Origin of the sequence: Halioxenophilus sp. WMMB6, from assembly GCF_033283405.1 — a bacterium.
In the GTDB taxonomy this organism is placed as follows: domain Bacteria; phylum Pseudomonadota; class Gammaproteobacteria; order Pseudomonadales; family Cellvibrionaceae; genus Halioxenophilus.
Map to the genome: position 1 here is coordinate 1,196,588 of NZ_JAWMQR010000001.1, position 12,716 is coordinate 1,209,303.

13 protein-coding genes are annotated in these 12,716 nt (G+C 53.1%); 4 read left to right on the forward strand and 9 right to left on the reverse strand.

What is annotated here, in order from left to right; translation table 11 throughout:
• Positions 1-29: 29 nt before the first annotated feature.
• From SBL51_RS05090 to earP, 3 genes are all read right to left on the reverse strand, one after another.
• Complete coding sequence (locus SBL51_RS05090; protein ID WP_317929657.1) at positions 30-704, reverse strand: SGNH/GDSL hydrolase family protein; 675 nt, start codon at positions 702-704, stop codon at positions 30-32.
• A gap of 305 nt (positions 705-1,009) precedes the next feature.
• Entirely contained in the window at positions 1,010-1,576 is a 567-nt protein-coding gene (efp, locus tag SBL51_RS05095; protein WP_317929658.1) for an elongation factor P, read from the reverse strand.
• 44 nt (positions 1,577-1,620) lie between these two features.
• Complete coding sequence (earP, locus tag SBL51_RS05100) at positions 1,621-2,736, reverse strand: elongation factor P maturation arginine rhamnosyltransferase EarP (protein ID WP_317929659.1); 1,116 nt, start codon at positions 2,734-2,736, stop codon at positions 1,621-1,623.
• A 135-nt stretch (positions 2,737-2,871) separates the two neighbouring features.
• Here earP and dbpA point away from each other — a divergent pair, with 135 nt between their 5' ends.
• A complete protein-coding gene (dbpA, locus tag SBL51_RS05105; RefSeq protein ID WP_317929661.1) occupies positions 2,872-4,251 on the forward strand; it encodes an ATP-dependent RNA helicase DbpA in 1,380 nt (459 codons plus the stop codon).
• A 103-nt stretch (positions 4,252-4,354) separates the two neighbouring features.
• Here dbpA and SBL51_RS05110 read toward each other — a convergent pair whose 3' ends face one another.
• From SBL51_RS05110 to SBL51_RS05135, 6 genes are all read right to left on the reverse strand, one after another.
• A complete protein-coding gene (locus tag SBL51_RS05110) occupies positions 4,355-4,948 on the reverse strand; it encodes a hypothetical protein (RefSeq protein ID WP_317929663.1) in 594 nt (197 codons plus the stop codon).
• Positions 4,949-4,957: 9 nt separating this feature from the next.
• A complete protein-coding gene (locus tag SBL51_RS05115) occupies positions 4,958-5,452 on the reverse strand; it encodes a hypothetical protein (protein ID WP_317929665.1) in 495 nt (164 codons plus the stop codon).
• A 14-nt stretch (positions 5,453-5,466) separates the two neighbouring features.
• On the reverse strand, positions 5,467-6,006 hold the full coding sequence (locus SBL51_RS05120) for a hypothetical protein (RefSeq protein ID WP_317929667.1): 540 nt from the start codon (positions 6,004-6,006) through the stop codon (positions 5,467-5,469).
• Between the two features lie 11 nt (positions 6,007-6,017).
• Complete coding sequence (locus tag SBL51_RS05125) at positions 6,018-7,478, reverse strand: peptidoglycan recognition family protein (RefSeq protein ID WP_317929669.1); 1,461 nt, start codon at positions 7,476-7,478, stop codon at positions 6,018-6,020.
• Between the two features lie 671 nt (positions 7,479-8,149).
• The gene (locus SBL51_RS05130) at positions 8,150-9,157 is read right to left on the reverse strand and encodes an NAD(P)-dependent alcohol dehydrogenase (protein WP_317929671.1); all 1,008 of its coding nucleotides are present in this window, start codon (positions 9,155-9,157) and stop codon (positions 8,150-8,152) included.
• Between the two features lie 9 nt (positions 9,158-9,166).
• Positions 9,167-9,670: a hypothetical protein gene (locus SBL51_RS05135; RefSeq protein WP_317929673.1), complete on the reverse strand. Its 504-nt coding sequence runs from the start codon at positions 9,668-9,670 to the stop codon at positions 9,167-9,169.
• A gap of 153 nt (positions 9,671-9,823) precedes the next feature.
• On the opposite strand from SBL51_RS05135, the gene SBL51_RS05140 reads away from it, so the two are divergent.
• From SBL51_RS05140 to SBL51_RS05150, 3 genes are read left to right on the forward strand one after another with little or no spacing between them, the layout of a single operon-like run.
• Positions 9,824-11,074, forward strand: coding sequence for a cytochrome P450 (locus tag SBL51_RS05140; protein WP_317929674.1), 1,251 nt, complete (start codon positions 9,824-9,826; stop codon positions 11,072-11,074).
• A 48-nt stretch (positions 11,075-11,122) separates the two neighbouring features.
• The gene (locus SBL51_RS05145) at positions 11,123-11,926 is read left to right on the forward strand and encodes an SDR family NAD(P)-dependent oxidoreductase (protein WP_317929675.1); all 804 of its coding nucleotides are present in this window, start codon (positions 11,123-11,125) and stop codon (positions 11,924-11,926) included.
• A gap of 11 nt (positions 11,927-11,937) precedes the next feature.
• On the forward strand, positions 11,938-12,699 hold the full coding sequence (locus tag SBL51_RS05150; RefSeq protein WP_317929676.1) for an SDR family oxidoreductase: 762 nt from the start codon (positions 11,938-11,940) through the stop codon (positions 12,697-12,699).
• Positions 12,700-12,716: the final 17 nt, after the last annotated feature.

Here is a 12,716-nt window from a genome sequence, read left to right on the forward strand (position 1 = left end):
ACAGCTGATTGCTGAAACAATTTTTTTAATCACTGAAATAAGGGTCGTAACTGCTCTACCCACAGCTGATAACCCAGCGAGTTCATATGCAAACCATCATCAATAAACAACTCGATACGCGGTGAGCCATCGGCAGCCAACATAGGGGTAAACACATCCACATAAACCAGCCGCTCTTGAGTCTCTATAAACTCAGCAATCAACTGGTTAGCCAACGCCACTGCCGGCCGAACACCTGCGCGTGCCGGGCTTGGTTTTATGCTGATAAAGGCCAGTGTAGTGTTGGGCAACTCGGTTTGCACCTTCTGCACCAGCGCTTTGAAATCATCCAAAACCTGTTGCGGTGTTTTGCCATGGGCAATGTCGTTTTCACCGGCATAAAAGATAATTAAGCGGGGCTGGTAAGGGGCCACAATTTGCTCAAAGAAGAAGACACTATCGCTAATTTCCGAGCCACCAAAACCACGATTGATGACCACCGCATTGGGAAAGTCCAGCTGCAAGCTTGACCAGAGCCGAATACTGGAACTGCCTAAAAAGAGCACCGCATTGGTTGGCGGTGGATGCACACTATCCAGCTGTTCAAAGTACTCTATTTGCGCCAACCAGGGATTGACCATCAACGGCTGAGCATAGGCGAACAGAGACTGTGCCATCAGCAGCGACACCAGCCAGTAGAAGCCAGGGAGCCTTTTTATAAACATAACTAAAACGGTTCTTGCAGCTATACCAATTAACGTTAACAGGGACAGACACTGTACCGTTATTTAACGCTTAGTACAGCCGGTAATATTTAACGGCAGCCTAAACCGGCACGCGCTAGCCCACGCAATGGCTTCAAGCATAAGCCACAGTAGCGGAGACTCAGAATATGGGGCGGGTAATTAGGGGGAGGAGTGCTACCATCGGTGATAGCCTATGGCAGTCGCAAAAAGCTCTGAAGAATATAGCTGAGATATTTCCAGAGCTTGGGATGTGGTTATTAGAACTATAGAAAAAGCGAATCGGATTAAGCCTTGGCTCGACCTTTAAAGTCACCGGTACGGGTATCGATTTCAATCGCCTCTCCGGTCTCGATAAAGGCGGCTACCTGCAGTTCATAACCGTTGGCTAACTTAGCCAACTTCATCACCTTGCCAGAGGTATCACCACGGGCAGCGGGTTCGGTGTAATCAACAGTACGCACAATGGTGGTTGGCAGCTCTACCGATATGGCCTTGCCCTGATAAAATATCGCGGCACATACTTCGGGCATGCCATCCACTATAAAGTCGAGGGTGTTACCCAGGTTTTCTGCTTCAACTTCAATCTGGTTGTACTCTTCGTCCATAAAAACGTAGAGAGGGTCGGCAAAGTAGGAGTAGGTTACCTCTTTACGATCCAGAATAATGGGCTCCAATTTATCATCGGCCTTAAACACCGGCTCTTGGGAGGCACCGGTGATCAGGTTTTTTAACTTCATTTTACAGACAGCAGCATTACGGCCAGATTTGTTAAATTCACTTTTAAGAACAATCCAGGCTTGGCCATCCAGATTGATGACCTGGCCAGCGCGGAACTCTTGTGCGGTTTTCATAGTTTAGGTATCCAAAAAATGGAGGGAGATTTGAGCGCGCGGTACTATACCTGAAGGCCGCAAAAAAGCACGAGATTTGATGCGAGATCCCCTAAAGAGATCATCTTTTTTTGCCAGTTAAGAGAGTGCGATTGCCAAGTGCTCAGCAACGGTGATAAATCCGCCCGAAAAGCGTCACCTCCTGCGCCATTCCAGGTACCGTGTAACGCCTTTGCCGGCTCGACCAACGCCGTCGGGGCCCCTGCCAAATAGCGCTCCAGAAAAGCGTTAAGCTTTATATAGTGAGCCCCCTCCTCCTGAGGATAAATCTGCCAAAGAAATGGTTTACCCAGCATTTGCGTCCGCATAAATGACGCCTCACCACGGACAAAGTTAAAGTCACAGTAGGCGAGTAAACGGTCGTATTGATCCTGTGCTAAAAAGGGCAGCGCGGTCAGCTGCAAATTGCCACGACTGTAGGAGTTGCTGGCAACAAAACTCTGCCCCAACCAGTTACTGATGGGCTTGGAAACCTTTCCTTCGGGGACCAGCAGATGGCTGGCAAAGGGTGCCTTACTCAAACTATCGAGCAGTATAGGCAAGGCGACGTTGGCATAGGCAAACAGGCTTAGGGTAACGACATCGGCGACTTCGGGAATGCCCATCTGCTGGCGCCACTGCTTACGCACACTGGGCTCTCGGAACCGCTCAGACAGGGCTAGTAATTCCGGCTCCCAAAGCAGGCCACCCGAATGATTATCAAAACCGGGAAAGAAAAAAGTTTTATTAAGCCCATGCACAGGTGATCGCCCCAAATGAAAATCGGCCACCCAGGTTTCTGCACTTAAATATTCCAGGTTAAGCCAATGAGTCGTATGGCCAGCCATCGACTCGATATACAGCGCCGGCAGTTCACAGCCGTAGGCCTCAATGACGACATCACCGGGGGTTACCAAAGGCAAAGGATCACACCAGTGGCGAATGCTCACCCCCTCTAACGACTGTTGGGCATTAGCAGTATCCACCCCCGGCCACAGGGCGGCCAAACTGGGTAGATCATCCAACCAAAGCGTCACCGCTTTGCCGTGGTGGCTTACCAAAGTGCGGGCAAGCTGCCAGCAGGTACCGATATCGCCAAAGTTATCCACCACCCGACAAAACAGATGCCATTGCTCTGCCACGATAAAACCACCCCAAGGGTTACCCAAACAGCCGCCAGTATTAACGCCCAAAGCGTTGGCGTACAGCAATAAAAGCGCGTGCTGGTGCCAACTTAAGGGTACAATGCCGGGCCACACCCCTGAGAGGACTCCCGCTTGCCTGCTTTCTCCACCCTGCCCCTTGCCCCATCGCTGTTAGTCACCCTGGGAGAACTGGGTTACCAAACCATGACCCCCATACAAGCAGAGAGTCTTCCGGCCATACTCAATGGCCGCGATGTCATTGCCCAGGCAAAAACCGGCTCTGGCAAAACCGCAGCCTTTGGCTTGGGTCTGCTGCATCACCTGGAGGTAAAACGCTTTTGTGTGCAGTCGCTGGTGCTCTGCCCCACCCGGGAGCTGGCCGATCAGGTGGCCAACGAAATACGCAGGCTGGGCCGCGGCACGCACAATATCAAGGTGTTGACTCTGTGCGGCGGGCAACCCTTCGGCCCCCAGCTGGGTTCACTGCAGCATGGGGCCCATATTGTGGTGGGCACACCGGGTCGACTATTGGAGCATCTGCAGAAAGGCTCACTTGATCTTTCCGCCACAGACTATTTTGTACTGGACGAAGCCGACCGCATGCTGGACATGGGTTTCCAAAGCGCAATGGACGAGATAGTTGAGTACCTGCCAAGCAAACGCCAAACCGTGCTTTTTAGTGCAACCTACCCCAAGGAGATAGAACAAATTGCCGGCCGCGTGTTGCAGGATCCGGTTCGAATCGTGATCGCCAGTGAACCGGTGAACAATCTGATCCAACAACGCTTTTTTCTACTTGATGATGAGAGCCAACGGATAACCGCCACTGAATTACTGTTATTGGAGCAAGCCCCCGAATCCGCGATTGTTTTCGCCAACACCAAGCGTGAAACCCAGGCCGTTTGCGACCAACTAAACGCCGCTGGCTTTTATGCCGCCGCCCTGCACGGCGACATGGAACAGAAAGAGCGCGACGAAACGCTGGTCCGCTTTGCCAATAAAAGCTTAACGGTGCTGGTTGCCACAGATGTCGCGGCACGCGGTTTGGATATAGAAGCGGTCGACTTGGTGATCAACTACCACTTGGCCCGGGACAGCGAGGTGCACGTGCATCGGGTTGGGCGAACCGGGCGCGCCGGCAGTAGTGGCTTGGCCTGTAGCCTGGTCAATAAAAATGAGCAGTTTAAATTGGATCGCCTTGAGGATCAGCTCTCCGAGCAGCCTACCCTCAGCCCCCTCCCCCAACAGCAGCTGCTGAGCACCACCCCGCCCCGACCTAAATGGCAAACCTTGCAAATTGATGGCGGTAAAAAAGATAAACTAAGGCCGGGGGATATTGTTGGCGGCCTCACCGGCGAGCAGGGGATAGGTGGTGACCAGCTGGGTAAAATTCACATTACCCCCAACAAGGCGTTTGTGGCTGTTTACCGCGCGGTCGCCAAGCAGGCGCTTGCAAAAATTACCCAGGGAAAATTAAAAGGCCGGAATTTTCGAGCGCGATTACTGCGTTAAATAAAACCCGGTGCAACGGGGTGATTATCAGGCGTTGGTTGAGCGCTGTAGCGCTCGGCAAACAACAGGCGCCGGAAGTCAAGAGCACATTGATCAACCGGCACTAAAATGGGAGGGAGACTCCCAAAACCACGCCTGTGTTCTCTTCCTGCACCACGCCCCACAAACGGTAACGTTTCAAGCCGACGCCCAAAAGCCCCATAAAATCGCCATCATCGGTAATACCGACTCCGGTATCAAATGAGAACAAACCACCGCTGTCGAGCGCTATGCTGCGATACTTACCAGCCAGATCGTCGTAGCGGTCAGCCAAGGCGGAGTAGTCGACCGACAGTTGATCGTATTTAATCACCAGCTGATCATAACGATCAGTTAACGAGGTTGAATTGGCCAAGGTGCTGTTCAAATCGGAAGTGACCGTCTGGTATTGCTTTAAATTCTCTTCCAGTTCATTGGCGACCGTTTGATACTGCTTAAGTGACTGCTCCAATTTTTGGATATACGCAGCTTGATCATCAACCAAACGGGTATCCAAACAGTCGAGCTGATCGACATACTCTTTTTTTACGATATAGACCGTCATGCCCTCCACTGCACGCACTGCCATGGCTGCTTTATCGACTGGCACCAAACAGTCGGCCATAGCAACCTGCGTAGCCGTAAATAGTACGCAGGCCCCAAATAATTTGGCGTACATAACAACTCCTTACTCGATAGCGTATTTTTTGCCAAGCTCAGCCGCTTTATTTAAGGCTGCGGCATAGGCATCCCGACGGTTCTGCAACTGTTCACCCTCGCTTTGTAATTCACCGACCTTCTGATCCAGCTCCGCTTTTTTGGCAATGGTATCGGCACTGTTGACTGCCAGTTTATCGCTCTCGGCCTTTAAGCGAGCCTGCTCTGCCTCAATGGCGATTTTTTTCTGGCGCATAGCTTCTGATTCAGCCTGCAGCCCTGTTAAGCGCGAATTAAGCTCGGCATTAACCTTCCGTAATTGATCGCGCTCGGCATCGGCCTCCGCCAACCGTTTCCTGTTTGTCCACAACTGATACGCACGATAGAGCAGAACCGCAATACCGGCCGTGAGCACATATTTGCGTACGCTTCCCGGCAAGACCAGGCTGGCACCTATCAGCAGTATCGCCCCAAGAATGACGCCACCATAGGTGGTGAGAAAATGGATAAAATCAAAATCGGGCATATCTTTGTTCGCTCCTATTCAGAACGGGAGACCCGCGTCTGTTTGGCTTTTTCCATACTGGCTATGATTTTATGTAACGGGCCGGAACCCATCCCCATGGAGACACCCGTTAAGGTAATGGTCAACCAGGGGTAACTGCTGGCTGATTTTTCCACGCCGCTCATCAAGTTATCGATCAAGAGAAACATATCGATGTTGGCAACCCAAGCAACGACGATACCGATAATAATACCCAACACTTTAGCGGCATACTTCACGACAAACGTTCGCAACTGCGCCACGGAGATAGAGCTGCACTTCTCGTAGGCCACCTCTTTTATTTTTACCCGGTCCGCGCCCAACTGATTGGCCAGATTCAGTACCGTTGACTTTTCAATTAACGCTTCCAGATTTTCCTGCAAATTAGCCGCTTGACGATTCCAAAACTTATAGAAGTTGTATTTGGCTTCCAAAACGTCGTAACACGATTTAACAATTTCCAGAAATCGTTCAATGATCAGAGAGATAAAAATTGCGCCAGCCAATAGCAACAGCGCCGCATTGCTACCATCCATTGTTCAATCTCCTAAATATAGAGGTATGATTTTTGTCGGAATGCCCGCAGGGCCTCCTGCGCCATCGGCGACTCCTGCCAGGCGTGAAAGTAATCACTCACCTGTTGTTGCAATACTGCTTTGGGAAAGTTGGAGCCAGGACAGACGGTGTAACCGGGTTTGACTTCACCATGCCCTAAAATATGGGTATGGAAATCCAACGCGATGTCGTCATATAGATGCACCCATAAGGCGATCAAACGCGCACCGGCGTCAAGCTGCTCTTTGGTTGGAGTCTGAATACCATAACGGCCGGAAGCGTTGGAGTATTTATCAGTAGGGTCGAGATGAAAATTACCGTGGAAGGCGACCCCCAAACTACGGTCGTTAAAGTCCTTGGTGTGATTACCCACCCTATCCCAACGGCAAAAAGGTCGGATGGCACCATCGGGCATAATCACGCAGTGGTAACCCGTAGACCAACCTTTATTAATGAGAAACTCATCCACCACAGCCTGAAAGCCTAAATTACTCGACATTGCCGTATGGTGAAAAACAATTAAATTGGGGTTACCAGTGCGATGGTTGCGCTGCTCCAACTGCGCAGGATTAACGCCCCCTTTATAGGTGATGGGTTGCCAACGGTTTTTTACCATGGGCACATTGGCCACTACCGGCGCCTGTGGTGGAACTTCACTTGCGGGAGCAGACGCAGCCGGGGTAGCCATTGGTTCTTCGCAAGGCGCAGTGGTTAACAACGGCGACATAGGTGACGGCGGTTTACTCTCTTCAGCATCATCTTCCGGCACTGGCAACAGGTCGCCACTCACTTTGCGGGTAGTGATAAAACGCAGCAGAATGTGCACCGGCTGGCTGCCACCGGCGATCACCAGACCGGAGAATATCTCGTCAAAAAAGAGCTGAACGCTCTGCCCATCGGCAAGCAGCTCTGTTTTCATAAAGAGCTGGGAGAGCAGATGAATATCCATGCTACTGGCAAAAATAATACCCAAGCCCAGTGCAGTAAGGTGATAGAAGAGTTGCAGGTTTATCCAGCCTCTATCCTCATCGCCAACTGCCGCCATGGATTTAAAGGCGATGTGAGAGTGGTGCTCGAAGGTCCGCTCATCCATCTCCGAGTCATCCTGCTCGACACGGGCGGAAGGCGCTAGGTTATTGTTCATAGCCGATGCTTGGTCATCGGAACTCTGCGCATTATCCAACGCTGATTTCAGGGCCTCGGCAAATTGCAAGGTGTGGTCATTGGCAGACTCATCGACAGAATTCTCTGCACTTTTAAAGGCATCGAGCGTGGCTTTGGCAAGCTTGACACTCTCTTTAATCTGTTGCACCCGTTTAGCCGCCGTGGAACTTGCTCCAGCACCAACATTTTCGACAACGTGTTTTAATATCTCCAGAAAGCGCTCAATAAGCAGCGACCCTCCGGCAGCAACCGTTAAGCTAACCAACACCTGTGAGAAAAGGTCTTCCATTCCGATAAATCCCCTCTGTACTGGTTTTTATTATTGGCAGTAAAAAGCAGGTAACTATCTACGGCTTAGTGAGGATTGTGACTAGAGTTAAATCAACGCTCAAGCTGCGCACAAACACTGGCCAAAATAGCGATTGCGTTAATACAGTGCGCAGCACTTGAAATAAATCTCAACACTAAATTAGAAAAAGAAATAAGCGATCGGATACATACAATAAATGAAGGAAAACAACTAACCTACCTGTGCGTTTTACAGATTTAACAACCTATTAATCTATCGGCACATTTAATTATTTTGCACATACTAGGCGCTCCCATTCAGCTCTGCAACCAACGTAATCGATACCCCCAGTAACGGCATTGTGAACAGACCAACCAGTTAGGCTGTACCAACGGTATTTAGCTACCCGTTTCCGGATCGGGGACCAAGCCGAGAAATTGGATGGGAGAGTGTAGATGGCCGCCGCTCTCAGATAGCCAGCGCTAAAATGCCTGAGATAACTCGTATGGGTAAGGCAAGAGCAGATAATTACGTGATGAAATTGCAATAGGCTGCCGCGTAAAAGCGACTTTTAGGTTTGGGCCATTCGCTTCAGAAAGTAGGTTTCACCAGCCAACCGTTGGTGAACCCAGGTAGAGGTTACTGCACAGCGATTGTGATTGTGGAAAAGATTAAAAATCGATAACAATCTTGCCGAAGTGCTTACCGCTCTCCAAATAGCGCAGCGCTTCGGGCAGCTGTTCAAAAGAGAAATGGCGGTCGATCACCGGTTGCACCCCGTGGAACGCCATCGCCCGTAACAGATTTTGAAAATCATCCCGGCTGCCAACCCGCACCGGCGTGATATCAACACTGGCGGTAAATATCGAGGAGACAGTGTTGGGCCAACCGGTGACCAAGCCAACCGGCGCCAGCCGCCCTCCCATGGCCGTAGCGGCAATAGAACGGTCGATGGTCTCGGCACCGCCCAGGTCGATGGCCAGATCCACACCCCGGCCTCCGGTCAGATCACGCACGGCGGCTTGCCATTCGGGCACAGTTTTATAATTGATGGTTTCGTCAGCACCCAGTGCCCGCAAGCGCTGGCAGCGCTCATCACTGGAGGAGATCATAATGACGCGGGCTCCGAATAATTTAGCCAGCTGCAGGCCCAGAGTCGCCACACCCCCGGCCCCCTGTAATAGAACCACCATGCCAGGTAAGAGCGGTCGCTCGCCACAGAGCGCATGCCACGCCGTTACCCCAGCGCAGGGCAAACAGGCCCCTTCGGCAAAACTCAGCTGCTCAGGCAGCAGCACCAATTCGCTGTGCTGTACCACCATCTGCTCCTGCATCACCCCTTGCAGCGGGCAACAGCGGGTGGTCAAACAGGTTGGATCTGGTCGCCAGGGACCACCCAGCCAACCGGTATTGAAGGTCAGGGCTACCCGGTCGCCGACGGCGATATGGGTTACATCCGGGGCAACTTCCAGCACCTCGCCAGCGCCATCGGAGAGCGCTATCAGCCCCTCCTTTGGCCCGCGCAGTTGGCCCGCAAGCGCCATCAGATCCCGATAATTGAGTGAAGCCGCACGCATGCCAACGCGCACCTGGCCGGCGGCCAGCGCTCCGGGCGGCTCGGCGTGCTGCAAAATTAAGGAATCGATACCTCCATAGGTATCGGTACGAAAGGTTTTCATATGAGCGCCTTATTGTTTTTTAGGGGTATCATCCGGCCGCGCTACAGAGTTCCAATCCGTTTCCAGCTCGTCCAGTGCGTTGGCCAATACCTTCTGCAATGCCAGGCAGTAGCCGGCCATATCATTCAACCGGGTGGACGCAGTGGTGTTGGTGGCGACATTCTGGCGTTTGAGCAGTGTGCTGGCCAGGTAGCCGAGCATGGCCACCTTATCGTGCATCAGCGAGGTGTTGCCCTCACTCACACTGTAGAGTACGCGCTTGCTGCCGCGCACACTGTGGCGGGTCACCAGTTGGGTTCGCTCCAGCTCGCGAGCTGAGACGCTGGCCGTACTTTTTGCAATCTCGAGCTCTTCACACATCTCATCCAGGCTGACCGGCTGCTCCTGCAACAGCAGATAGCCGTACAGACGACCCACCCCGGTGGGCATCCCCCAAGGCAACAGTGCCGCCGACAGATCATCGATAAAGCGCAGCTGCTCGGTGGTGGTTTTTTGTTTTGATATATTCGACATAAACCGAATATAGTGAAATTAAAGGTAAGGGTCAATCACGAAACCGCCGTGACAACTCGCCCACATTATAAAGGCCAGTATCGGCGATACGATAAACCGGTTATAAATTATGCTACTCATCAGCTCAACAATAATGACAATCAGGAGCTAACAATGACCGCCGCTATCCCACCGGTAGCCAAGCCTGCCCACATACCCGATTCCGCTGTGGTGGAATTTGATATCTACCTCGACCAGGAACTGCTGCACGACCCCCACCAAAAAGTTGAGAAAATGTTGCGGGAGTACCCCCCAGTCTTCTGGACGCCTCACAATTTTGGGCATTGGGTGGTACTAAGCCACGACGCCGTTTTTAGCGCATCACAAAATACCCAGCGTTTCTCCAGCGAAATAATGACCAGCGAGATGATGTCGGTGCTGGAATCCATGCAACCGCCAGGCTCCGGGCGGCTGATTCAGACCATTCCCATCAATGTTGACCCACCCGCGCACACCAAACTGCGCAGCCCGTTGTTAAAGCCCTTTTCGCCCAAGGCTGTAGCCGAGCGCAAGTTGGAGATCACCCAGTTGGCCGAGCAGCTTATCGCGGCCGTGGTTGATAAGGGCCAGTGCGAGTTCATCTCCGCCATCGCCGAGCCACTGCCCGTCACCATCTTTATGAAGATGATGGGGTTACCATTGGAGCGCTTGAGTGAGTTTCGCGAAATCGTGCATAAATTCCTGGCTCCGGGCATGAATGACCCCATGGAAGTGTTTGCCCGCCAGCGAATGGTGGCCAACGCCATGGCGGAGGTAATCCAAGCGCGCCGGTTCAAGCCCGAGGATGACCTGATCAGCCTGTTATGGTCTGCAACCATTGACGGCCAACCGATGACCCTGGAGCTGATGGAGGACTACTGCACCCTACTCTTTATTGCCGGCCTGGATACCGTTATCAACGGCATCGGCTACGGCATCAAACACCTGGCCGGTAACCAGCCACTGCAATGCCAGTTGCGTGCCCAGCCAGAGTTGATTCCGGACGCTGTTGAAGAGTTGTTGCGTCGCTACACCTTCACCATTCCCATGCGCCGGGTAACCGAGGCGTGTGAGTTGGGCGGGCAACAATTGCAGGCGGGTGACCTGCTCTGCCTCTACCTGCCGGCGGCTGATCTCGATCCCAAAGCATTTAACAATCCCGCCGAGTTCCAATTGAAGCGCAAAGAGAGCGGCCATATCGCCTTTGGTGTTGGCCCCCATCGCTGTTTGGGGTCGCACCTGGCGCGCCTGGAATTAACCCTGGTCTACCAGGCGGTGCTGCAACAGCTGCCCAGTTTTGCATTAGACCCCAACCAACCGGTGACCTACCGCGGTGGCAATATCCTGGCGATTGAATCCCTGCCCCTCGTTTGGCAATCCCCATAAATAATCGCCGTAACCCATTTTGTGAGCATAGTTTTAGAGGTAGAAAAAATGATAGGTGAAGACCTGCTTGATCTTGATGGCCAAATCGCCTTCGTAACCGGTGCCGGACAGGGTGCCGGGCGGGCGATTGCCCTGGCCCTGGCCAAACACAACGCCGGCGGTGTTGCCGTAAACGATTTTGTTGCCGAGCGGGCCCAGGCCGTTGCCGATGAGATTAAGGCCCTGGGCATACCGGCAGTGGCCACACCCGCCGACGTCAGTGATATCAACTCGGTAACAGCCGCCATGGATAGCGCCGAAGCGGCACTGGGGCCAATCACCATTTTAGTCAATAACGCCGGTAACGCCGGTCCCAACGCCACCATGCAGTCATCGCCGCTATTTTGGGAGACCGCCCCCGATGAGTGGGAGCGCTACTTCCAAACCAACCTCTACGGCGTAATGAACTGCTGTCATCGGGCACTGCCCAGTATGGTCAAGGTCGGCCGCGGCCGGGTGGTGACCATCGTTTCCGATGCCGGCCGTATTGGTGAAGCCCGCCTCACCACCTACTCCGCGGCCAAAGCCGGCGCTAATGGTTTCATGCGCTCATTGGCGAAAGAGGCGGGCCGCTTCGGCATCACCTGTAACAGTATTTCACTGTCAACCTTGGAACCGCCCCTGCCGGAGCCACAAAAATCTGAATTCCTAGCCAGCGAACACGCCAAAATGCATGTCTCCCGTTATGTTATTCGCCGCTTTGGTAAACCCGACGACGTTGCCGGTATGACACTGTTTTTATGTTCAGAAGCCGCCAGTTGGATTACCGGGCAAACCTACCCGGTCAATGGCGGTTACACCTTTGCTGTTTAGGAGAGTATTCAATGCCAACCATTAGTGACATGAGTGGCAAGGTGGCGCTGGTCACCGGCGCCGCAGCCGGGCTCGGCCAAGCGACCGCGCTCTGCCTGGCCCGTGCCGGAGCCGATATCTGCCTGGTGGATATCAACCTGGCCGGCCTCCAGGCCACCGCCCGGGAGATAGAATCGCTCGGACGCCGAGCGTTAATACAGGCGGCAGACCTCGCTGAAACCAGCCAATGTGCAACACTCGTCAAAAACGCCATAACCGAGCTCGGCCGACTCGATGCGCTCTGCAATGTCGCGGCGGTTTTCATACCCAGCCACACCACAGAGATGAGCGACGCCGATTGGGAGAGAACCCTGGCCGTCAATTACACGGCTCCCTTTAAATTAATACGAGCCGCTATACCGGAGCTGATTCGCAACCAGGGGGCGGTGGTCAATGTCACCTCCTGCGCAGCGCATATGGGCCAGGCCTATCTGGCCGCCTACTCGTCCACCAAGGCCGCCTTGACGCACCTCACCAAGTCCCTGGCCATGGAGTATATGCATCAGCCGATTCGCTTTAATGCGGTGGCTCCCGGCGGCATGATGACTGCCTTAGCCGCCGGCTTGCGCAACCTGGAAAACCCAGACCCAAGCTTACTGAGCCGCATAGCGCCACTGCGCGGCTTGAACGAAATAGACGATATTGCCGAGATGGTCGCTTTCCTGGCCAGCGATGCTGCCCGGGGTTATCACGGAGCGGTTATCAATATCGACAACGGTATTACCGTTGGTTAGTTTCTTGAGGAGTTTTT